Source organism: Comamonas sp. GB3 AK4-5 (genome assembly GCF_041320665.1).
Classification (GTDB): Bacteria; Pseudomonadota; Gammaproteobacteria; order Burkholderiales; family Burkholderiaceae_C; genus Comamonas.
Genome location: NZ_CP166730.1, coordinates 1,679,587 through 1,700,559, shown reverse-complemented (window position 1 = coordinate 1,700,559; position 20,973 = coordinate 1,679,587). Strand labels below are relative to the sequence as shown.

Here is a 20,973-nt window from a genome sequence, read left to right as displayed (position 1 = left end):
CAACGCGCCTGCGTAGAGATCGTGAACACGCTCTTTTAAAAAGCGCCCAGCCCCGCTGCGGCAAAGGCGCCACGGCAAGGCCATAGCCGCCCGCCTACAATCCTTCCCCTATGAGCACCCCTGCCAACACCAATAACAACGCGCCGGAAGCCGTCAAGCCCACCAACTTCCTGCGCCAGATCATCGAAGCCGACCTGGAAAAAGGCACCCACGCCCAGCGCCGCTGGGGTGGCCAGCCCGGCGATGCCCAACACCACCAGCAAGGCCAGGTGGATGAGGCCAAGATCCGCACCCGCTTTCCGCCCGAGCCCAATGGCTATCTGCACGTGGGCCATGCCAAGTCCATCTGCGTGAACTTCGGTCTGGCACGCGACTTTGGCGGCACCTGCCATCTGCGCTTTGACGACACCAACCCCGTCAAGGAAGACCAGGAATATGTGGACGCCATCATCGATGCCGTGCACTGGCTGGGCTTTGACTGGAAAGATGCCGACGGGCACGAGAACCTGTACTTCGCCAGCAACTACTTCGACTTCATGTACCGCGCCGCGGTCTACCTGATCGAGCAGGGCGTGGCCTATGTGGACGAGCAGTCGGCCGAGGACATGAAGGCCAACCGCGGTGACTTTGGCCGCCCCGGCGTGAACAGCCCCTTCCGCGACCGCTCCGTGGCCGAAAACCTGCAACGCTTTGCCGACATGAAGGCCGGCAAGCTGGAAGACGGCGCCGCCGTTCTGCGCGCCAAGATCGATATGGCTGCGCCCAATATCAATCTGCGCGATCCGGCCATCTACCGCGTGCGCCATGCCGAGCACCACAACACCGGCAACCAGTGGTGCATCTACCCCATGTACACCTTCGCCCATCCCATCGAGGACGCGCTGGAGCACATCACCCACAGCATCTGCACGCTGGAATTCGAAGACCAGCGCCCCTTCTACGACTGGCTGCTGGACCATTTGCGCGAAGGCGGCCTGATTGGTGCGCCCCAGCCACGCCAGTACGAGTTCTCGCGCCTGAACCTGACCTATGTGGTCACTAGCAAGCGCAAGCTCAAGCACCTGGTGGACAGCGGCCTGCTCTCCGGCTGGGACGACCCGCGCATGCCCACCATCTTCGGCCTGCGCCGCCGTGGCTTCACACCGGCCTCCATCCGCAATTTCTGCGACCGCATCGGCGTGACCAAGGACTACAGCTGGATCGACTACGCCACGCTGGAAGGCTGTCTGCGCGAAGACCTGGAAAACCAGGCCCACCGCGCCATGGTGGTGCTGGACCCCGTGAAGCTGGAGCTGAGCAACTGGGCCGAGGTGTTTGGCAATGCCGACCACCTGGAAGCCTGCAGCCTGCCCGCCCTGCCCCACCATGGGGAAGGCGAGTCCGCTCCCGAGCGCCGCTTCACCCTGGGCCGCGAGGTCTGGATCGAGCGCGAGGACTTTGCCGAAGTGCCGCCCAAGGGCTACAAGCGTTTGTTCCCCGGCAACAAGGTGCGCCTCAAGGGCGGCTATGTGATCGAGTGCACGGGCTGCGAAAAAGATGCCGACGGCCATGTGACCAAGGTGCTGGCCACCGTGGTGCCCGACACCAAGAGCGGCACGCCCGGAGCGGATGCCGTCAAGGTCAAGGCCGCCATCACCTGGGTGGGTGTGGCCGACGGCCTGCAGGCCGAGGTGCGCCTGTATGACCGCCTCTTCACCGATGCCCAGCCCGACGCCGGCGGCAAGGACTATCTGGCCCTGATGAACCCGGACAGCCTGAAAGTGGTGACGGCCTATGTGGAGCCCTCGCTCCAGGCTGCCCAGGCGGACGACAAGTTCCAGTTCGAGCGCTTTGGCTACTTTGTGGCCGACCGCAAGGACCACAGCGCGGCCCATCCGGTCTTCAACAAGATCACGGGCTTGAAGGACAGCTGGGGCAAATAAGCACCCGCTGCACTGCGACAAAGGCTGCCATGGGGCAGCCTTTTTTCATGGTGATGCAGTGGAAAGCGCGTGAGTCGGGGAGCAAGATTTCAGCTTTCCCCACCCCGAAAGCCCACCACCATTGCGCAGGCAGCTATCCAAACATGAGCGCATGCTACGCCAGCCCGGGCTACATATACTCCAGCGTCCCGTGCTTGCTGTGTACCAAACGGCCCGCAGACAGCGACAGCATCAACAGGGCAATGGCCTCGTGCACGATCAGCGTGTGGGTGTTGTCGGTGTCCACCATATTGCTGCGCAGCACCTCGCGCACCAGGTGCGAGCCGGAGACATCGATAACGATGTCCACCGTGTGGTCCACCAGCTCCATGAAGTTGGTGGTGACATGCACGCCGCGCTCACGCGCCAGTGCAATGCCGGGCTGGTTGAGGTCTAGGTCGGCCACGCCGCGCAGTTGCACAAAGGGTGCATCAAGCAGCTGCCGCAGCAGCGGGGTGCCGGTTTCGCCAGCGCCAATCACCACAATCTGAATGCTTTGCATTGTTTCTCCCTCCGGTTATTGCCTGCCATCATAGAAAAAGCGCAGCATTTGCACAGGGAAATTCACTACGCCACAGCAGCGGCTTGCTCCAGGTCAAAAACCGTTTCTGCGTGCAGCGCCTGGCGCTTCAGCCCGCTACCACACAGTTGCGCCCCTGGGCCTTGGCCTGGTAGAGGCGCTGATCCGCCTCGCCATAGGCCGCATCAAAAGGCACTTGCGTATCGAAGCCGGCCACACCAAAGCTGCAGGTGCAGGCCATCTGGTCAGAAAACGCATGCAGGGCAATGGTCTGGCGCAAGCGTTCGGCGACCTGCTCGGCCAGGGGCTGGGGCGCACCGGGCAAATACAGCGCAAATTCCTCGCCCCCCAAGCGCGCCACCACATCGCTGGGCCGCATATGCTGCTGCAGGATGCAAGCCAGCTCCGCCAGCACCTTGTCGCCCTGGCGATGGCCCCAGCGGTCATTGATGCGCTTGAAATGATCGATATCCAGCAAGATCAGGCTGAAAGCGCCCGAGGGCAGCAGATGGCTCTCCAGACCGCGCCGGTTGTGCAACCGGGTCAGCGGGTCGCGCAGACTGTGCTCGCGCGCTTCTCCCAGCAGGCGGGAGGCGGTCAGCACCAGCAATGCCAATGTGAACAGCAGGCCAAAGACATAAAAGCAAATCTGCACACCCAGCCAATAAGGGGATCGGTCATATCCCACCAAGGTCGCGGTCTGCTCCGGCAGCGTCAGCAAGGTGCGCGGCACAAAACTGGCGGTAAAGCCCACCAGCACCACAAAGAAAAACCGCTCCGCCTTGCCCCCTTGCCACAGCGCACGGGTTTGCCAGGTCCCCAGTGCCAGCACGGCGGTGACCGAAAGCTGCAGCGTCCACAGGCGCAGAGTGACCTGGTCATCCACCACCACAAACCAGGCACGCACCAGCAGCGCGGCCGCCATGAGCCAGGTGGTCGAGCGCCACACACTGCGCCCGGCAATCTGCGCCAGCCCTTGGGCAAAGCACACCGCAGCCCCTGAATAAGCCAGACCACTGGCCAGCACGTTGAGCACCACCTGCTCCGGCACCCGGGCCACCTGCATGGCGCTGCCCAGGGCATAGAGCACAAAGGCCGCCCCGAAGCAGTCAAAGTAACGCAGCCTCCCGCCCAGCCGCGCCAGCGCGAGGAACAGACAGGCCACCACGACGGCCAGCAAAGGCTGGACCAGGGCCAGCAGGATTTCGGAGCTGCCCACCCCAGGGAATGGGGCCTTAGACATGCGGCGGCCCGTGCCGCCCAGGCTTTGACGCGCCTGGGCCTGCGGCCATGAAAAACGCTGCCATGGGCATAGGACGCCCCTCCCCTTGCGGCTTGAATCTTGTCGTTATGGCTGCCTCCGGCATGGCGGGCAACACCCCGGCACAGAACCGGAAGCGGGTGCAGTATATAAAGCACAGGCCTTCCACTCGCTTAGAGCATGCCCACGATCTCTACGCAGGCGCGCCGCGAGGAGATCATGAACACGCTCTTACTGCCATTGCCATGTACAACCCACCCCATTTCGCCGTAGACGATGCAGCACCGCTGCAAGCCTTGATCCAGCAACACCCGCTGGGCATGCTGGTGCTGCAGACCGAGGGGCAGCTCGACGCCCACCACCTGCCTTTCTGGCTACGCGTGGACGCCCAGGGCCAGACCTATTTGCAAGCCCATGTGGCCCGGGCCAACCCGTTGTGGCAGCAGCTTTCGGGCGGTGGCCCGGTGCTGGTGGTGTTTCGCGCCGAGCAAGCCTATGTCTCGCCCAACTGGTATCCCAGCAAGCATGAACAGCATCGGCTGGTGCCCACCTGGAACTACCGCGTGGTCCACGCTCACGGCCAGCTGACGGTGCACGATGACGAGAAATTTTTGCGCGCCGTGGTGGGGCGGCTGACACAGCACCACGAGGCCCTGGTGCAACAGCAATCCCCCCAAGCCTACCCCGCCTGGAAGATGGCCGACGCCGCACCCGATGCCTTGCAGCAGATGCTGGGCGCCATCGTGGGACTGGAGATTGCCGTGAGCCGGCTGGAAGGCAAGTTCAAGATCAGCCAGAACCGCTTGCCGCAAGACAGACTGGCTGTGGCCGATCAGTTGCAGGTCACTGGCCAGACCGCCCTGGCACAGCATATGCGGGACGCCTGAGTCGGCCTGGAGCCTGCGCCCCCCAGAAGGAGGGCCGCAAGCACCTCAGGGAGGGGTTGGCATCAAATCAAATTCAGTGCCACCGCGGCCCCTACGCCCATGGTGCCGGCCTGCCAACGCAGCAGCTCCTGCCAGTTGGCGCTGCGGCTTTCCACGCCCTGGTAGAGCAGGTGACCGGCCGCCACGGACAGCAGCACCGCCAGCAGCAGGCCCACGGCATTGAGCACCACGCTGTCGGGCCACAGCATATGCCACACGGCATTGACCAGCAGGCTGGTGCAAAAGTGGATGAGGAAGACCGAATACGACATCTGCCCCAGCTGCTGCAGCGGCGCGCAGTTCAGGCTCCGCACCCGCGCCGGCCAACGCACGCTGCCAGCCAGCGCCAGCACCAGCGCCGTAACCAGTGCCAGGGCAATGCGGGTGCGCCACTCCACCCACAGGGCCACGGCACCCAGCAGCATCATGCCGGCAGCCCACCACCAGCGCCCCATGGGGTGCACGCTGTGTGCGGCCCACCAGGCCATCATGCCCAGGCCATAGGTGCCAAAGAAATAAATTGCCCAGTTGTCCAACTCGCTGTCGCGGTTCCAGTCCCACAGGGATACCAGGGTCAACACCAGCACTCCCAGCTGCACCAGCGTCAGGGGGAAGCGGTGCCACCCCGTGGGCAAGGGCTGGCCATTTCGGGCGGCCTGCGGCGCACGCAGCAGGCGGTGGCAGGTCCAGATCCACAGCGCCGTCAGGGCATAGAGCTGAAAGTCGATGGCCACATACCAGACGCCGGCGGACAGCGACTCCCAGCCCCCCACGCCCTGCAGCAGGAACAAATGGGCCAGCAGCTGGCTCCAGGTGGGTGGCGCCGACATGGACGCATGCTCAAACCCCATATTGCGCACCAGCTCGGTGACCAGCATGGTCAATGCCAGCGCCGCCGCAAAGGGCAGCACCAGCCGCACAAAACGCTTGCCCAGCAAAGACAGCAGCTGGCTGTGACGGGTCAAGCCCTGCGGCGCCAGCCCGGCTGCAGCCAGATAGCCCCCCAGCACCAGAAACACCTGCACAGCCATGCGGGCGTATTCAAACAGCCAGTCCATCAGGCCCGTGGCCATGGGTTTGACCACATCTGACATAGGGCCATAAAAGGCCAGGTGGTGGCAGATGATCAGCAGACAGGCGAGGCCTTTGACCTGGTCCAGCCAGGTATTGCGGGAAGACATGGAGTTCAGCGCATGGACTGCACAAAGGAGAAAGCCGGCATGGCCGGCTTCTACAAGCAGTTCAAAAAAACTTGCGAGGGGGCCCATGGTAGCCAAGTCGACACCGATGTGCAGGCCGCTGCGCTGCCATCTCGTAACAAGCACATTCGCTTACGGCCACCAGAACATCCTCAGGTACACGCCACAATGCAGGCCATGGACCGCTTTGCTTTTCCCCATGCCCCGCTGCGGGCAGGACCACAGCCTCTCTCTCCCAACCGCCGGCAGTTGCTGCAGTGGGCCAGCCTCGGCCTGCTGGCAGCTGCGCCCTGGCAGGCCCGCGCGGCGGGGGATGAGCGCATCTGGCCAAAAGACAGCCGCGTGCCCGGCGGGGTGGCCTGCCTCTCGCTGGGGCCGGCTGCACAGCGCCCCCAGGTTCTGGCGGGCGATGTGCCCGTGCTGGTGGTGGGAGACATGATCGAGTGGACCGCCCTGATCGGCATTCCCCTGTCGACCCCGCCAGGCACCCACAGCGTGCAGGTACAAGCAGACAGCAAGGCCCGCACCTTGAGCTACCAGGTACAGAACAAGCAATACGCCGAGCAGCGCTTGAAGGTGGCGCCCAAAACCGTGGACCTGGCACCCGATGACCAAGCCCGCTATGAGCGCGAGCATGCCCACCAGCAAGGCATCATGGCGCGCTTTAGCACGCCCCTACCGGAGGGGACGCTGCGCATGCAGCAACCGGTTCCGGGCCGTCGCAGCAGCAGCTTTGGGCTGCGCCGCGTCTTCAACGGCCAGGCCCGCAACCCGCACAGCGGCATGGACATTGCCGCCGCCACGGGCACGCCAGTGGCCGCGCCCTTGCCGGGTACGGTGGTCGATGTGGGCGATTATTTCTTCAACGGCGGCACGGTCTGGCTCGACCATGGGGGTGGGCTGCTCAGCATGTACTGCCACCTCAGCCGCATGGACTGCCAAGTGGGCGATGTGCTGCGCACCGGCGACCGCTTTTGCAAAGTGGGCGCTACCGGCCGGGTGACCGGCCCCCATCTGCACTGGGGGGTGCTGCTGAACCGCAGCATGGTGGACCCAGCTTTGTTCCTGGGCTGAGCCCTGCATTCAGCTCCAGCAATTTCAGACGGCCCACAGAGCACCTGACTGGCGCTCTGGGCGCTCAAGGTGCCGCTTTTTTGCTGACTTCCGTGCTGGCGGACTGCTCCACCACATCCACCATCAGATAGCGGCGCATCAGCTCGAAAAAGCTTTCATAAAAGCGTTCGGACTGGATGGTTTCGCTGCCCACTTTGATCATGGAGTCATGCCCCGCAGAGAACGGCAGCGACAAGGAGCCGAAGGCACTCACACCCAAGCTGGCCGAATTGCTGGCCTTGCGCAGGGCATAAGAGTCCTGCACGGCCGTGACAAAGCCCACGCTGAGCGAGCCATCGGCCGACTCGGGCGCACACACCACGCGAATATGCATTTGCAGATGGCGCTCGGCATCCGGCTGGAAGTTCTTGTTGCCCTCCACCAGATCCTTGCGGCTGGTGTCGATGATGTAGCCCTGGCTGAGCAGCGCACGCCGCGCGGCTTCACAGGTTTGCTCCACCCGGGCATCGAACATGCGCGAGAACGTCGCCGCCGACGCAAAACTCTCTTGTGGCGGCAAGGTCTGCAGATTGCTACTACCGCCGCAGCCCGACAGCAGCAGCGCTGCCATGACCACCGACATACCCGCAGTGGCTGCGGGCTTTGTTGCTTGCCCAATTGCGCTCATCCGCACCCCATGCAAAAGTCCCATCAGCTTCGCGCGCCCCGCCCCATACAGGGTGGCAAGACTGCCCACATTACGAAAAAGTCGGCAGCGGTCACGCCTACAGGCCTGTCGCCATGCAACGTATTTTTCAAAAAATGCGCTGTGCAACAGGCCCTGAAGCTTGAGATTCTAGCCCGGCGCCGTTGGCCCTTACAGCAGCAGGCCCCTTGCGCAGCAAGGCGTACAGGCCATCCCACAGACACGAGCTGGATACATTTTTTTGCCATTTATGCGAGCTTCATGGAGGCTGCTGCCCCAGTCTCGCGGCAAGAGCAAGTATCGTCACACAATGTACTGACGGGCCTGGACACAGGCATGCCTGTGTGCTCGTCAGGCCGGATTGATGTTCAAACTGCACCCGAGGCCAACGTGAAACACCTGTACACACACTCCCGCACCATCCGAACCGCCGCCTACACGCTGGGCGCGAGCAGCATGGCATTGCTGATGCTCGCAGGCTGCGCGGCCACCACCTCTGCTCCGCAATCCAAGACCCCATCCACCGTGACCACTGCCCCTGCTTCCCTGCCTGCCAGCACCTTGCCCGGCTACCACTGGCAGCTGACACGTGCCACCGACGCCCAAGGCCGCACCCAATCCCACTGGCAGCTGCCAGCCGAAGCCACGTCAGGCCAGAGCATCCAGCTGGACTTCAGCCGGGACGGCATGATCAGCGTGAAAAACCTGTGCAACCAGCTCAATGGTCGCTACACCATTGATGGCAGCCGCATGCAGGTGGACCAGATGGTCTCCACCCTGCGCGCCTGTTCCAGCCAGGCCCTGATGGAGCTGGAACGCCGCGTGGCCACCAAGGTGCCGCAGCTGGCGTCCTGGCAAGTGCCTTCCTCCGCCGACCAGGCAGAGCCCGTGCTGCAGCTGACGTTCAAGGATGGCACCCGCTGGGAGCTGCAAGGCGAGCCCACACCGGCCACGCTGTACGGCAGCGAAGGCGTGCGCGAGTTTCTGGAAGTGGCCCCCCAGCGCGAACGCTGCGTGGGTGTGGCACCCATGCAGTGCCTGAAGGTGCGCAAGGTGCAATACGACAGCCGTGGCCTGAAGACGCAGGAAGGCCCATGGGAGCTGTTCTACAGCGATATCCAGGGCTATCGCCATGAAGCTGGCGTGCGCAACGTGCTGCGCGTGCAGCGCTATGAGCGCCGCAATGTGCCGGCCGATGCCTCCAAATATGTCTACGTGCTGGACATGGTGGTGGAATCCGAAATCGTCAAACCCCGCTGATAACGACGACCGCCCCCTGCTGGCTACGGCCTCGCAGGGGCCGGCCTCTTTGAAGCCCATGGCTGGCGGCCGGCATGGGGTGGCTTGTGGCGGCATCGAGCCGCTTCAGTCAGCGGCAATTTTTATTACAAAAAGAATCTGACTGGCAATTTTCAACACACTGAAAAAACGTTGAAAGATTTCAAGACACGACCTTTTTCTCCATGGCTGAAATGCTGTCACGACCTGGCTGCGCTTGAGCCCATGTGAAGGCCGCAAACCCTCGTTGTGCGGCGATGTAAGCAATCCACCACATCCGAAACCTTCACTTACTATGCGTCGAGCACACCAGCACCGACCGTAAGTACCATGCTCCCGCATGAACCTCGCCGCACGCGACGCACCGTTTCTCGATTCGCTGCGCACGCTGCGCTGCGCGGCAGCCGTGGTGGTGCATGGCAGCGCGCTGCGTGCAGCCAAGGCCTTGCACCTCTCACAGCCCGCCGTCACCCGGGCCATCCAGAAGCTGGAGCATGTCTGCGGCGTTGCGCTGTTTGAGCGCGGCGGACGCGGCATGGCAGCCACGGTCCCAGGCCGGCTGGTCAGCCGGCGAACGCAGGCATTGCTGCTGCTGCTCGAACAGGGCGCAAAGGCCGCACATGCGCTGGGTGCACGGCACCACGTTGCACTCTGCTCTGCACAGCACTTTGCCGCACGCGTCACGCCTTCGAGCCTGCAGGCCCTGGCCGCCATCGCCCTCTGCGGCAGTGAAGCGCGTGCGGCCACGCACCTGCAGATCACGCCAGCAACTGTCCACCGCGTGCTGGAGCAATTACAGCATCTGGTGGGCGTTCACCTTTTCCACCGCTCCACGCACGGAACGCGCCTGACCCCGGCAGGCGATGCGCTGCTGCACCGCGTCCAGCTGGCGTTTGCAGAGCTGCGCGCCCTGCACGCCGACCTGGCACCGTGGCGCGGAGAAGTCCGTGGCGAGCTGGTCATCGGCGCACTGCCGCTGTCTGTCTCCCTGCTGCTCCCCACGGCGGTGGATGCCGTGTTTCGGGCCCACCCGGCACTGAAAATTCGGGCCGTCGATGGGACTTACGAAAGCCTGGTGCAGCAGCTGCTTCGGGCAGACATTGACCTGCTGCTGGGTGCACTGCGATTTCCACCTCCGGACGGTATTCAGCAAAAAGTGCTGATGGAGGACTCGCTGGCCGTGGTGGCCCAGGCCGGGCATCCCGTTTTTGCGCTGCCCAAGCCCGGGCTGGCCGATCTGCTGGCGCATGAATGGGTGCTGCCTTTGCCCCATTCCCCTGCAGAGTCCGCGCTGCACCGGGCCTTTGCCCAAGCCGGCCTGCCACCGCCCACAAGCCGCCTGTACGCAGGCAGCCCGACGCTGACACGCGCCGTCGTACTGCAAACGGGGCGGCTGGCGCTGGCCTCGTTGGCGGAAGCCCTTGGGCCCGAAGCGGCTCCGCTGTGCATCGTGCCCATCCCGCTCCCGCAAACCGTCAGGCACATTGGCATGGCCTGGCGATCGGAAGGAGAAACCGCCGCCGACCTGACGAGCCTCCTGGATGTGCTGCAGGGCACATATGCCGCCGCAAAACCCGGCCCAAAAAAATGGCTGCACCGCAGTGCAGCCATAACCCCGATCTCCATGTCCCAGTCAGGTGCTGGCCAGGCGCTTTCCCTGGCATACACAGGCGCCAAGCCGTGAGAGCGTGTTGACGACCTCAGGGCCCATGCCCTGGCTATGGCCTATCCCGCACACGCCCCTACAAAGCATGGCTCAGCAAAAACGGAACTTGCCATCCACAAACATGGACGCGCGATGACCGCCTTCGCTTTGGTCATCGGCGTACGACCAAAAAGCATTCACCGTGCCGTTTTCGGTATCGATGACCTGGCTAACGGTGAAGCCGGTCTTCTCGATCCAGTTCAAAAAATGCAGTGTGTCGGAAAGCTGCAAATAGCTCAGCCGCTCATGGCCCTGGGTGATGTTGCCGTTCTTGTCACGCACACGCCAGTGCAAATCACCGCGAACGGTGTAGCGCACTTCAGCAATGCTTTCAGGGAACTCGATCACGGCTTGGCGTCCCAGTAGCGCTCCAGAGTATTGCGTGTTCATGGTTGCAGCCTCGGTGGTTGGCGGAAATGCAGCGCCGGCGACCCTGCGCTGTTGCTATGGAAATCATTGTTCCGCGACCTGCTCCGCATGCATGTAGGAAAAATTTGCATCCGTGAGCCGTCTGACAGGCTGGCGGCCCACGCCGTAGCCCTCCTACACCGGCGACCAGCGGCCTACCTTGCGCCGCCCCTCGCACTTATGCCCGCAGACTGTGGACGGCCCTGTGGATAAATCGGGGCACAAGCGTCCAGCATCACGCCACACAAGGGTTTGCACCGTATGCCACTTTTTTCAGCGCCGACACTTCTCCACAGACTCCTGCGCCCGCTTCGGCCACAATGCGCCACTTCACCTTGCATTCAGCTCCCCCTTGTCTGCCATCCTTCCCACCCCGGTATCGGGCGGCGCACTGCGCCAGCCGGGTTTCGTGCCCTTTCTCGCGGCCCGCATGCTGGGCTTTTTCGCGCAGCAGATGCAGGCCATCGTCGTGGCCTGGCAGGTCTACGACATCACGCGTGACCCGCTCTCGCTGGCCCTGGTGGGGCTGGCGCAGTTCATTCCCATGCTGCTGCTCTTGGTGCCAGCCGGCGACCTGAGCGACCGCATGAGCCGCAAACAGATTCTGGCCGCCAGCTGGAGCGTGGCCGCGCTCTGTGCGGCTCTGCTGCTGTGGTTGACCACGCTGGGTGAACATGGTGTGGCCGGCATCTATGCCGTGCTGGTGCTGTTTGGCTGCAGCCGCGCCTTCACCAGCCCGGCCATGCAAAGCCTGCTGCCGCAAATCGTGCCGCGCGAACATCTGGCCCAGGCGCTGGCCACCAACAGCATGCTGATGCGCACCTCGGCCATTGCCGCCCCCATGCTGGGCGGCGCGCTGTACGGGCTGGGCGGCGGCGAGCTGACCTATGCCGTCTGCGCCATCGCCCTGGTGCTGGCCGTGCTGCTGCTGGCGCGCGTGCCTGTGCGCTTTGCGGCTCCGCGCCAACCCGTCGAAGGCAGCATGTGGCAGCGGGCCAGCGAAGGCATACGCTTTATCCGCAGCCGGCCCATTGTGTTGGGCACGATCTCGCTGGACCTGTTTGCCGTGCTGCTGGGCGGCGTGGTGGCGCTGCTGCCGGTCTATGCCAAGGAGGTGCTGCACACCGGCCCCGAGGGGCTGGGCATGCTGCGCTCCTCCATGGCCGTGGGCGAGGTGGCCATGGGCCTGTGGCTCAGCACCCGGCCCATACAGCGCCATGTGGGCAAGGTGATGTTTGCAGCCGTGGCCGTGTTCGGCCTGGCCAATCTGGTTTTTTCGCTGTCGCACTGGTTCTGGCTGTCGCTGGCCTGCCTGGCCGTGGCCGGCGCGGCAGACATGGTCAGCGTCTACATTCGCTCGGCCCTGGTGCAGTTCTCCACACCCGACACCATGCGTGGCCGTGTCAATGCGGTGAACATGCTGTTCATCAGCTCCAGCAACGAGCTCGGTGAGTTCCGCGCCGGCAGCATGGCTGCTGCCATCGGCGCGGTGCCTGCCGCCATTGTCGGCAGCCTGTGCACCCTGGGCGTGGTGGGCGCCTGGACGCGGCTGTTCGCCCCGCTGCGCGATGTGGACCGCCTGGAAGATGCGGCACGCAGCAACGACCCCACCCAGCTCTGACGCGCTTCAATAAAGAGCATCCATCGCTTATGGGATAAGCGTCTGAGCGCTTTTTCGCCGTACTCCCTGCCCGCCATGCGCGGGCTTTTTTACGCCGGCATGGCGTGGTGGCTGCGCGTCTCCGGGCCTTACCGACACATGCATTAACGCGCAAATACGGTCGCTCACAAGCTGCACCAAAGTAGCTTTTCTCCTCGCAGGCTTGGTGCACATCCAGGCCCAGAAAAGTGCAAATTTGATAGCACCAACCATCTCCCACCTCAGCACCGCTTGCTGCCCCACGCACTTGGCACCACCCACGCCAGGGAGCGCAATACAGGCAAGGGGACGGCCATGCAGGTGGCCCGGGGAAATCTGGCCACGGCTGGAAAAGCTGGCATGCCAGTTGCACTAAGCCAGACAGCAGGCGCAGCCCCCGCGCTTGCAGCCCACCAGAAAGCACCCCGACCTATGCCCGCAGAAAAAGCAGCGCTCACCCGACGCAAATTGCTCACCATGATTGGCCAGGCGGCCGGTGGCTCGGCCCTGTACCAGGCCATGTCCAGCCTGGGCCATGCCGCTGAATCCGGCTACCAAGGCCGCACCCCGCTGAGCCGCGCCAAGCCCGGCGCCAGCGTGGTGGTGCTCGGCGCCGGCCTGGCCGGCATGCTGGCCGCCGTCGAGCTGCGCAATGCCGGCTACCAGGTCAGCGTGCTGGAATACCAAAACCGCGCGGGCGGGCGCTGCTGGACGCTGCGCGGTGGCGACCGGCACACCGAACTCGACGGCACCACCCAGACCGTGGGTTTTGCCAAGGGCAACTACCTCAACCCCGGCCCCTGGCGCGTGCCCCACAACCACCACGCCATGATGGACCTGTACCGCCGCTACGGCGTGCAGCTGGAGCCCTTCAACCAGGTCAACCACAACGCCTATGTGCACCAGACCCAGGCTTTTGGCGGCAAACCCCAGCGCTTTCACCACATCAGCAGCGATGTGCGCGGCCATGTGAGCGAGCTGCTATCCAAGGCCACGCACCAGGGCGTATTGGACGAAGCCATCACCACCGAAGACCGCGAAAAACTGCTGGCAGGCCTCAAATCCTGGGGGGCGCTGGACAAGGACTACCGCTACAGCGCCAGCCTGCACAACAGCGAATTCCGCGGCTTCGACCGCAACCATGGCGGCGGGCTGATGCCCAAGGCCCAGGCCTCCGAGCCCATAGACCTGCACACCCTGCTGCAATCCAAGATGTGGAGCCAGATCGGCATGGGCAATATGCACGAGTTCCAGACCACCATCTTCCAACCCGTGGGCGGTATGGACACCCTGGCCCAGGCCATGGCACGCGATCTGGGTGCGCTGATCCACTACAACGCCAAGGTCAGCAAGGTGGAGCAAAACGCGCAATCCGTCACCGTGCACTACAGCGACGCACGCCGGCCCGGCGCCCTGCGCAAGCTCAGCGCCGACTGGTGTGTGTGCACGATCCCCGCCTCCATCCTGAGCCAGCTCGACATCCAGGTCAGCAGCGCCATGCGCGCCGGCATCGACAGCCTGCCCTATGCCAGCTCCAACAAGATCGGCCTGGAATTCAAACGCCGCTTCTGGGAAGAAGACGAGCGCATCTACGGCGGCATCAGCTACACCGACCTGCCGATCCGGCAAATTTCCTACCCCTCCACTGGCTACATGCGCCCCGGCCCCGCCGTGCTGCTGGGCGCCTACACCATGGAGGACAACGGCTCCTACCGCTTTGCCTCGCTCACGCCCCAGGAGCGCATCCGCATGGCGCTGGAATACGGCAGCCAGATCCACCCCCAATACCTCAAGGAATTCAAAACCGGTGTGGCCGTGGCCTGGCACCGCGTGCCCTGGATTCAGGGCTGCTTTGGCCAATGGAGCGACGCACTGCGTGCCCAGCACTACCAGGCCATGGCCCAGGTGGACGGCCGCATCGTGCTGGCCGGTGAACACATGTCCTATCTCCCCGCCTGGCAGGAAGGTGCGGTGCTGTCCTCGCTGGACGCCATACAGCGCCTGCACGCCAAGGCCATCAGCGTCTGAGCCAGGCCTGGGCCACACGCCATTCCCACCACTTCACGGAGCCCTCTCTATGCACACCACCACTTCACAAGACCTGGCTTTGCGTGGCCTGCTGCTGGCCTGTCTGCTGCCCCTGGCCACCATGGCTGCCGAGCCCAGCCTCAAGGGTACGACCGGCAGCGCGGCCGAAGTCCTGGCCCTCAGCCCCACCCAGGTCGCGGCCCTCAAGGCCGACTTTGCCAGCACACCGCAGCAGCTCACCCAGCGCAGCGGCGCGCAAATCTACCAGGCCATCTGCCAGGGCTGCCACATGCCCCAGGCCCAGGGCAGCCAGGGCGCAGGCTTTTATCCAGCGCTGGCCTCCAACCCCAAGCTCACGGCCTCTGCCTACCCCGTGGCCGTGGTCTTGAATGGACTGCACGGCATGCCCGGCTTTGCTCCCCGGCTGAGCAACCAGGAAGTGGCCGAAGTCGTCAACTACGTGCGCAGCCATTTTGGCAACCGCTACACCGACCCGGTGAGCGCCAACGACGTGCAACTGTTTCGGCCGTAAACGTTCTCTTGCCACCGCATCTCTGGCGATGGCGGTGGTGTTTTGTGTCTCGATCTGAAAAGGTTTTCCACCATGTCTTTCCGTGCCCCCTTGCTGCTTCCCGCTCTGCTGACCAGCCTGGCCCTGGCCGGCTGTGCCACCCAGACGCCATCCTCCCCCGAGCTGCTGCGCTACAAGCTGCCCGGCAGCAACTTCCCCATTGCCAATGCCGTGGAAGTGCCTGCCGGCGCCAGCACCATCTACCTCTCGGGCAAGACCGCCGCTGTGCAGGACAAGAGCAAATCGCCCACCGACATCGCGGCCTATGGCAACACCGAGGTTCAGACCGTCTCCGTGCTGCAAACCATTGATGCACAGCTCAAAGGCATGGGCCTGTCCATGTCCGATGTGGTGAAGATGCAGGTCTATCTGGTCAAAGACCCCGGCAAGGGCGACAAGATGGACTTTGCCGGTTTTATGAAGGGCTATAGCCAGTTCTTCGGCACGGCCACCCAACCCCATCTGCCGGCACGCTCCACCTTCGAGGTCGCGGCCCTGGCCAACCCCGCCCTGCTGGTGGAAATCGAAGTGGCGGCCGTGCGCGGCGCCACTTCGGTCAGCAAATAGCTGGCCATCTCATCTCTTAGAACGTGTTCACGATCTAAGCACCTGACCCTGGGGCCGCGGCACACCGCGGACCTGAACAAGCCTTTGTCCACACACCCTGCTTTTGATAGCAGCCATTGCTCACGAAACAAGCACTGCAGCCTTGTTTGACCTGCAGCCATCCACCGGCCTCAAGATCAAGAAAGCGAACAGACCTATGCCCGCCGCGGACACATTGCCCACCCGACGCGCCCTGCTTTCCAGGATTGGCCAAGTGGCCGGTGGCGCGGCCATGTACCAGGCCATGTCCAGCCTGGGCTATGCCGCTGAATCCGGCTACCAAGGCCACGCCCCACTGGGCCGTGCCAAGCCCGGCGCCAGCGTGGTGGTGCTCGGCGCCGGCCTGGCCGGCATGCTGGCCGCCATCGAGCTGCGCAACGCCGGCTACCAGGTCAGCGTGCTGGAATACCAAAACCGTGCAGGTGGACGCTGCTGGACCTTGCGTGGCGGCGACCAGTTCACCGAACTCGACGGCAGCACCCAGACCGTGGGCTTTTCCCAGGGCAACTACCTCAACCCCGGCCCCTGGCGCGTGCCCTTCAACCACCACGCGATGATGGATCTGTACCGCCGCTATCGCATCGCGCTAGAGCCCTTCAACCAGGTCAACCACAGCGCCTATGTGCACCAGACCCAGGCTTTTGGCGGCAAACCCCAGCGCTTTCACCACATCAGCAGCGATGTGCGCGGCCATGTGAGCGAGCTGCTGTCCAAGGCCACGCACCAGGGCGTATTGGACGCAGCCATCACCACCGAAGACCGCGAAAAACTGCTGGCAGGCCTCAAATCCTGGGGGGCGCTGGACAAGGACTACCGCTACAGTGCCAGCCAGCACAGCAGCAAATTTCGCGGCTTTGCCCGCCCCCATGGCGGCGGGCTGATGCCCAAGGCCCAGGCCTCCGAACCCATAGACCTGCACACCTTGCTGCAATCGAATCTGTGGAACCAGATCGGCGCGGGCAATCTGCATGAGCTCCAGACCACCATCTTTCAGCCTGTGGGCGGTATGGACATGCTGGCCCAGGCCATGGCACGCGATCTGGGTGGGCTGATCCACTACAACGCCAAGGTCAGCAAGGTAGAGCAAAACGCGCAGTCCGTCACCGTGCACTACAGCGATGCACGTCGGCCCGGCGCACTGCGCCAGCGCAGCGCCGACTGGTGCGTGTGCACGATTCCCGCCTCCATCCTGAGCCAGCTCGACATCCAGGTCAGCGGCGCCATGCGCGCCGGCATCGACAGCCTGCCCTATGGCAGCGCAATGAAGGTGGGGCTGGAATTCCAGCGCCGCTTCTGGGAAGAGGACGAGCATATCTACGGCGGCATCAGCTACACCGATTTGCCCATACAGCAAATCGCCTATCCCTCCAGCCACTACATGCGCCCCGGCCCCGCCGTGCTGCTGGGGGCCTACGCATTCGAGACCACGAATGCCTACCACTTCTCCTCCCTCCTCCCCAAGGAACGCATTCGCCTGGCGCTGGAATACGGCAGCCAGCTGCATCCCCAGTACAAAAAGGAATTCAAGAGTGGCGTGAGCGTGGCCTGGCACCGCATTCCCTGGGCACAGGGCTGCTTTGGCAAGTGGAGTGATGCGCTGCGCGCGCAGCACTACCTGGCCATGGCCCAGGTGGATGGCCGCATCGTGCTGGCGGGCGAGCACCTGTCCCATCTGGGTTGGCAGGAGAGCGCCGTGCTGTCCTCGCTGGATGCCATCCAGCGCCTGCATGCCAAAGCCATCAGCGTATGAGCGCCCCATCTTCCAGGAGCCACGAACTCATGCACACCACCCCCACTTTCAGGGCGCTGGCCCTGGGCAGCCTGTGGCTGGCCGGCCTGTTCAACCAGCCCTGCATGGCCGCACCCGCCCTCGCTCACCACGCCACAGGCAGCGCCGCCGAAGTGCTGGCCCTCAGCCAGACACAGGTGGCGGCGTTGCAAGCCAGTTTTTCCAGCGACCGCAAGCGCCTGACCCAGCACCACGGCGAAAAAATCTACCAGGCTCTCTGCCAGAGCTGCCACATGGCCCAGGCCCAGGGCAGCCAGGGTGCAGGCTTTTACCCGGCGCTGGCCTCCAACCCCAAGCTCACGGCCTCCGCCTACCCGGTGGCCGTGGTCCTGCATGGACTGCATGGCATGCCCGGCTTTGCCGATCGGCTGAGCAACGAACAGGTCGCCGAAGTCATCAACTACGTGCGCAGCCATTTTGGCAACCGCTACACCGACCCGGTGAGCGCCAACGACGTGCAACTGTTCCGCCCCTAAGCGGTTTTCCTCCGCGCAGTCTGGATCTCAAGGCTGGCGCCCTTTGTTCGACTTAGAAAGGTTTCCCCATGTCTTTGCGTACTCCCTGGCTGGCTTCAGCCCTCTTCGCTTCCCTGGTCCTCGCAGGCTGCGCCGGCCAGAGCGGCCCCGGCCCCGAGCTGCTGCGCTACAAGCTGCCAAACAGCAACTACCCTGTCGCTACCGCCGTGGCCGTGCCGGCCGGCGTCAGCACCATCTACCTCTCGGGCAAGACCGCCGCTGTGCAGGACAAGAGCAAGTCGCCCACCGACATCGCGGCCTATGGCTACACCGAGGCCCAGACGGTTTCCGTGCTGCAAAGCATTGACACCCAGCTCCAGGGCATGGGCCTTACCCTGTCCGATGTGGTGAAGATGCAGGTCTATCTGGTGAAAGACCCGGCCAAGAGTGGAAAGATGGACTATGCCGGCTTTATGAAGGGTTACAGCCAATTCTTTGGCACGGCAGCCCAGCCCCATCTGCCTGCGCGTTCGACCTTCGAGGTCACCGCCCTGGCCAACCCCGCCCTGCTGGTGGAGATTGAAGTGGTGGCCGTGCGCGGGGCCACCTCGGTCAGCAAGTAAGCCTCTTGCAGCAGCTCCTGATACAGGAGCTGCTGATGCTTGCGCTTGTTAGGCTTCAGGCGCTTTGGTTCAAAATGCTGGCTTACAGCGCTTCGGCACGCAGCTGGGCTGCGCTCTTGGGCGACAGCCAGCCCGGTGCCACGTCGAACACCGTCTTGGCGCCATGCAAGCCCATTTGCTGCATGCGGTGCACGGCGCGGGCATAGGCCACCAGCACGCTGGAGGTGAACTCGGGGTTGCTGTCCAGCTGCAACCGGTACTCGATCACCTGCTTGGCGCCGGCGCTGGTGTTGCCGCTGCGGATCACAAAGCCGCCATGGGGCATGGCGGCGTGGTCACGTGCCAGCTCCTCGGCGCTGATGAAGTGCACCGTGGTGTCGTACTCGGCAAAGTAATGCGGCATCTCGACGATGGTCTTGCGCACCACCTCGGCGTCCGCACCTTCGGCCAGCACCACATGGCACACGCGCTCGTGCTTTTGGCGCGTGGAGAGTTGTGGGCGCGTGCCGCTGCGCACGGCTTCCACGGCGGCTTCCACGGGGATGGTGTATTGCACACCACCGGCCACGCCGGGGATGCGGCGGATGGCGTCGGAGTGGCCCTGGCTCAGGCCCTTGCCCCAGAAGGTGTAGGTCGCGCCTTCGGGCAGCAGGGCTTCGCCCATGATGCGGTTGATGGAGAACATGCCGGGGTCCCAACCGGCGGAGATCAGCGCCGTGGTCTTGCCGCCCTGGGCTGCCGCATCCACGGCCGCAAAATGCTCGGGGATACGGGCATGGGTGTCAAAGCTGTCGACGATATTGAACTGGGCCGCCAGCGCAGGCGACTGCTGGGGCAGATCGTCCTTGGAGCCGCCGCACAGAATCAGCACATCCACCTGGCCCACATGGCCGGCCAATGCCTCCATGCCATAGACCGGTGTGGCGGGGTTGGCAGGCTTTAACTGCGCGGGGTCGCGGCGGGTATACAGGCCGGTGATCACCATGTCGGGGTTCAAGGCCACGGCGGCCTCCACGCCGCGGCCCAGGTTGCCATAGCCCACCACGCCAATGCGGATGGGAGTGTGTTGTGAAGCGGTCATGCCACGGAGTCCTTGTCTGGTAGGGGGAAAGAGAGCGAGGGCGTCATGGGGCTCGCCGCGCGCACACGGCCAAGCCTTCCCTGCCTGGTGCAGTCCCCAAAAATGCACCAAATCGGTAATTTTCACCGCAAAGCCGGCACCCTGTCACCGCGCACCAGCAAGGGTGTGCACGTCGCTCACGGCAGCGGCGGCGCTGCGCACCTACACTTCAGGGCCACGGCCGCCCCGCAGCGCCCCTGTTTGCGCGCAGCGGCCGGTTCTCTTTTTGCCCGAGCTGAAGCCGCATGCCTTCCCCCGATTCCGACCTGTTGCTGCCGCCCGGCGCCCCGCTTTCCACCGCCCTGGCCATGATCGACGCCGCGCCCGAGCGCCCGCCGCTGCACATCCTCCACCAGGACGAGGACATGGTCGTGGTCTACAAGCCCGCGGGCTGGCTGGTGCACCGCACGGCCATTGCCCGCCATGAGACCCGCTTTGTGCTGCAGCGCCTGCGCGACCAGATTGGCCGCCATGTCTGGCCCGTGCACCGGCTGGACCAGGGCACTTGCGGCGTGCTGGTTTTTGGCCTGCACAAAGAGGCCACGCAAAAACTGGCCGCCGCCTTTGCCGAACACCGCGCCCACAAACATTACCTGGCGCTGGCACGCGGCTGGATGCCCGCGCATATCGATGTGGACTACGCCCTGCAGCCTGACGATGCCCCGCCCGACGCACCGGCCCAGCCGGCGCAAACCCTGCTGCGCGGCCTGGCCCAGCTGGAATGGCCCGAGGCCTATGACGCCCGCCATCCCGGCACGCGCATCTCGCTGGTGGAGGCTTTCCCCAAGACCGGCCGCCGCCACCAGATCCGCCGCCATTTAAAGCATGAATCCCACCCCATCATTGGCGATGCCACCCATGGCAAGGGGCCGCTGAACCGCTGGTGGGCGGAGCGCATAGGCCTGCAGCGGCTGTGGCTGCACGGCCATGCGCTGGAAATCCCCCACCCGGCCACGGGCGAGGTGATGCGTTTTTGTGCCGACTGGCGCCAGTTGGCGGATGTGCCCGAGGTACAGCAATGGAAGGCACTGCTGGCCCTGCCGGGCTGGAAAAGCGGGCCCAATCCGCTGCCGGACAGCTGCGGCGTAGTGCTGTAGTCCTTGCCGCAGTGATGGGCTGGCGCAG

Annotated in this window: 19 protein-coding genes; 13 read left to right on the top strand and 6 right to left on the bottom strand. The window is 64.2% G+C overall.

The annotated features are described in order from the left end of the window. The first annotated feature begins 110 nt into the window (after positions 1 to 110). Positions 111 to 1,922: a glutamine--tRNA ligase/YqeY domain fusion protein gene (locus ACA027_RS07520; protein ID WP_370681780.1), complete on the top strand. Its 1,812-nt coding sequence runs from the start codon at positions 111 to 113 to the stop codon at positions 1,920 to 1,922. Between the two features lie 169 nt (positions 1,923 to 2,091). Here the strand turns inward: ACA027_RS07520 and ACA027_RS07515 are convergent, their stop codons facing one another. Both ACA027_RS07515 and ACA027_RS07510 read right to left on the bottom strand, forming a co-directional pair. Then, a complete protein-coding gene (locus ACA027_RS07515; protein WP_370681779.1) occupies positions 2,092 to 2,463 on the bottom strand; it encodes an oxidoreductase in 372 nt (123 codons plus the stop codon). Positions 2,464 to 2,590: 127 nt separating this feature from the next. Next, complete coding sequence (locus tag ACA027_RS07510; RefSeq protein WP_370681778.1) at positions 2,591 to 3,724, bottom strand: diguanylate cyclase domain-containing protein; 1,134 nt, start codon at positions 3,722 to 3,724, stop codon at positions 2,591 to 2,593. Between the two features lie 263 nt (positions 3,725 to 3,987). Between ACA027_RS07510 and ACA027_RS07505 the strand changes: the two genes are divergently transcribed. Then, complete coding sequence (locus ACA027_RS07505; protein WP_370681777.1) at positions 3,988 to 4,629, top strand: FMN-binding negative transcriptional regulator; 642 nt, start codon at positions 3,988 to 3,990, stop codon at positions 4,627 to 4,629. 62 nt (positions 4,630 to 4,691) lie between these two features. On the opposite strand, the gene ACA027_RS07500 is transcribed toward ACA027_RS07505, so the two are convergent. After that, positions 4,692 to 5,849 (bottom strand): acyltransferase family protein, encoded by a 1,158-nt coding sequence (locus tag ACA027_RS07500; protein WP_370681776.1) that lies wholly within the window; start codon positions 5,847 to 5,849, stop codon positions 4,692 to 4,694. 195 nt (positions 5,850 to 6,044) lie between these two features. Here ACA027_RS07500 and ACA027_RS07495 point away from each other — a divergent pair, with 195 nt between their 5' ends. Next, a complete protein-coding gene (locus ACA027_RS07495; protein WP_370682536.1) occupies positions 6,045 to 6,941 on the top strand; it encodes a peptidoglycan DD-metalloendopeptidase family protein in 897 nt (298 codons plus the stop codon). Positions 6,942 to 7,005: 64 nt separating this feature from the next. Here the strand turns inward: ACA027_RS07495 and ACA027_RS07490 are convergent, their stop codons facing one another. After that, the gene (locus ACA027_RS07490; RefSeq protein WP_370681775.1) at positions 7,006 to 7,563 is read right to left on the bottom strand and encodes a DUF2242 domain-containing protein; all 558 of its coding nucleotides are present in this window, start codon (positions 7,561 to 7,563) and stop codon (positions 7,006 to 7,008) included. Between the two features lie 453 nt (positions 7,564 to 8,016). Here ACA027_RS07490 and ACA027_RS07485 point away from each other — a divergent pair, with 453 nt between their 5' ends. Together ACA027_RS07485 and ACA027_RS07480 are read left to right on the top strand one after the other, a co-directional pair. Next, positions 8,017 to 8,886: a DUF4377 domain-containing protein gene (locus tag ACA027_RS07485; RefSeq protein ID WP_370681774.1), complete on the top strand. Its 870-nt coding sequence runs from the start codon at positions 8,017 to 8,019 to the stop codon at positions 8,884 to 8,886. A gap of 358 nt (positions 8,887 to 9,244) precedes the next feature. Beyond that, entirely contained in the window at positions 9,245 to 10,588 is a 1,344-nt protein-coding gene (locus tag ACA027_RS07480; protein ID WP_370681773.1) for a LysR family transcriptional regulator, read from the top strand. 72 nt (positions 10,589 to 10,660) lie between these two features. Here the strand turns inward: ACA027_RS07480 and ACA027_RS07475 are convergent, their stop codons facing one another. Beyond that, positions 10,661 to 10,999, bottom strand: coding sequence for a hypothetical protein (locus ACA027_RS07475; RefSeq protein ID WP_370681772.1), 339 nt, complete (start codon positions 10,997 to 10,999; stop codon positions 10,661 to 10,663). A 448-nt stretch (positions 11,000 to 11,447) separates the two neighbouring features. On the opposite strand from ACA027_RS07475, the gene ACA027_RS07470 reads away from it, so the two are divergent. The 7 genes from ACA027_RS07470 to ACA027_RS07440 all read left to right on the top strand — a co-directional run bounded on the left by ACA027_RS07470 (position 11,448) and on the right by ACA027_RS07440 (position 18,728). Then, positions 11,448 to 12,638 (top strand): MFS transporter, encoded by a 1,191-nt coding sequence (locus tag ACA027_RS07470; protein ID WP_370682535.1) that lies wholly within the window; start codon positions 11,448 to 11,450, stop codon positions 12,636 to 12,638. Positions 12,639 to 13,088: 450 nt separating this feature from the next. After that, on the top strand, positions 13,089 to 14,684 hold the full coding sequence (locus tag ACA027_RS07465; RefSeq protein ID WP_370681771.1) for a flavin monoamine oxidase family protein: 1,596 nt from the start codon (positions 13,089 to 13,091) through the stop codon (positions 14,682 to 14,684). Between the two features lie 49 nt (positions 14,685 to 14,733). Further along, on the top strand, positions 14,734 to 15,216 hold the full coding sequence (locus ACA027_RS07460) for a cytochrome c (protein ID WP_370681770.1): 483 nt from the start codon (positions 14,734 to 14,736) through the stop codon (positions 15,214 to 15,216). Between the two features lie 72 nt (positions 15,217 to 15,288). Beyond that, positions 15,289 to 15,822, top strand: a complete 534-nt coding sequence (locus tag ACA027_RS07455) for a RidA family protein (protein WP_370681769.1) — start codon at positions 15,289 to 15,291, stop codon at positions 15,820 to 15,822. 196 nt (positions 15,823 to 16,018) lie between these two features. Continuing rightward, positions 16,019 to 17,611, top strand: coding sequence for a flavin monoamine oxidase family protein (locus ACA027_RS07450; RefSeq protein ID WP_370681768.1), 1,593 nt, complete (start codon positions 16,019 to 16,021; stop codon positions 17,609 to 17,611). Between the two features lie 29 nt (positions 17,612 to 17,640). After that, positions 17,641 to 18,126 carry a cytochrome c gene (locus ACA027_RS07445; protein WP_370681767.1) on the top strand — a complete coding sequence of 162 codons (486 nt, stop codon included), beginning with the start codon at positions 17,641 to 17,643 and terminating at the stop codon, positions 18,124 to 18,126. A gap of 68 nt (positions 18,127 to 18,194) precedes the next feature. After that, positions 18,195 to 18,728 carry a RidA family protein gene (locus ACA027_RS07440; protein WP_370681766.1) on the top strand — a complete coding sequence of 178 codons (534 nt, stop codon included), beginning with the start codon at positions 18,195 to 18,197 and terminating at the stop codon, positions 18,726 to 18,728. Positions 18,729 to 18,810: 82 nt separating this feature from the next. On the opposite strand, the gene ACA027_RS07435 is transcribed toward ACA027_RS07440, so the two are convergent. Next, the gene (locus ACA027_RS07435; RefSeq protein ID WP_370681765.1) at positions 18,811 to 19,809 is read right to left on the bottom strand and encodes a diaminopimelate dehydrogenase; all 999 of its coding nucleotides are present in this window, start codon (positions 19,807 to 19,809) and stop codon (positions 18,811 to 18,813) included. A gap of 347 nt (positions 19,810 to 20,156) precedes the next feature. Between ACA027_RS07435 and ACA027_RS07430 the strand changes: the two genes are divergently transcribed. Further along, a complete protein-coding gene (locus tag ACA027_RS07430) occupies positions 20,157 to 20,945 on the top strand; it encodes a pseudouridine synthase (protein ID WP_370682534.1) in 789 nt (262 codons plus the stop codon). Positions 20,946 to 20,973: the final 28 nt, after the last annotated feature.

What these genes read in the sequence shown, in the direction of transcription:
- ACA027_RS07520 (WP_370681780.1), top strand. Translation starts at nt 111, where the DNA reads ATGAGCACCCCTGCCAACACCAATAACAACGCGCCGGAAGCCGTCAAG.
- ACA027_RS07515 (WP_370681779.1), bottom strand. Translation starts at nt 2,463, where the DNA reads ATGCAAAGCATTCAGATTGTGGTGATTGGCGCTGGCGAAACCGGCACC.
- ACA027_RS07510 (WP_370681778.1), bottom strand. Translation starts at nt 3,724, where the DNA reads ATGTCTAAGGCCCCATTCCCTGGGGTGGGCAGCTCCGAAATCCTGCTG.
- ACA027_RS07505 (WP_370681777.1), top strand. Translation starts at nt 3,988, where the DNA reads ATGTACAACCCACCCCATTTCGCCGTAGACGATGCAGCACCGCTGCAA.
- ACA027_RS07500 (WP_370681776.1), bottom strand. Translation starts at nt 5,849, where the DNA reads ATGTCTTCCCGCAATACCTGGCTGGACCAGGTCAAAGGCCTCGCCTGT.
- ACA027_RS07495 (WP_370682536.1), top strand. Translation starts at nt 6,045, where the DNA reads ATGGACCGCTTTGCTTTTCCCCATGCCCCGCTGCGGGCAGGACCACAG.
- ACA027_RS07490 (WP_370681775.1), bottom strand. Translation starts at nt 7,563, where the DNA reads ATGTCGGTGGTCATGGCAGCGCTGCTGCTGTCGGGCTGCGGCGGTAGT.
- ACA027_RS07480 (WP_370681773.1), top strand. Translation starts at nt 9,245, where the DNA reads ATGAACCTCGCCGCACGCGACGCACCGTTTCTCGATTCGCTGCGCACG.
- ACA027_RS07475 (WP_370681772.1), bottom strand. Translation starts at nt 10,999, where the DNA reads ATGAACACGCAATACTCTGGAGCGCTACTGGGACGCCAAGCCGTGATC.
- ACA027_RS07470 (WP_370682535.1), top strand. Translation starts at nt 11,448, where the DNA reads ATGCTGGGCTTTTTCGCGCAGCAGATGCAGGCCATCGTCGTGGCCTGG.
- ACA027_RS07465 (WP_370681771.1), top strand. Translation starts at nt 13,089, where the DNA reads ATGCCCGCAGAAAAAGCAGCGCTCACCCGACGCAAATTGCTCACCATG.
- ACA027_RS07460 (WP_370681770.1), top strand. Translation starts at nt 14,734, where the DNA reads ATGCACACCACCACTTCACAAGACCTGGCTTTGCGTGGCCTGCTGCTG.
- ACA027_RS07455 (WP_370681769.1), top strand. Translation starts at nt 15,289, where the DNA reads ATGTCTTTCCGTGCCCCCTTGCTGCTTCCCGCTCTGCTGACCAGCCTG.
- ACA027_RS07450 (WP_370681768.1), top strand. Translation starts at nt 16,019, where the DNA reads ATGCCCGCCGCGGACACATTGCCCACCCGACGCGCCCTGCTTTCCAGG.
- ACA027_RS07445 (WP_370681767.1), top strand. Translation starts at nt 17,641, where the DNA reads ATGCACACCACCCCCACTTTCAGGGCGCTGGCCCTGGGCAGCCTGTGG.
- ACA027_RS07440 (WP_370681766.1), top strand. Translation starts at nt 18,195, where the DNA reads ATGTCTTTGCGTACTCCCTGGCTGGCTTCAGCCCTCTTCGCTTCCCTG.
- ACA027_RS07435 (WP_370681765.1), bottom strand. Translation starts at nt 19,809, where the DNA reads ATGACCGCTTCACAACACACTCCCATCCGCATTGGCGTGGTGGGCTAT.
- ACA027_RS07430 (WP_370682534.1), top strand. Translation starts at nt 20,157, where the DNA reads ATGATCGACGCCGCGCCCGAGCGCCCGCCGCTGCACATCCTCCACCAG.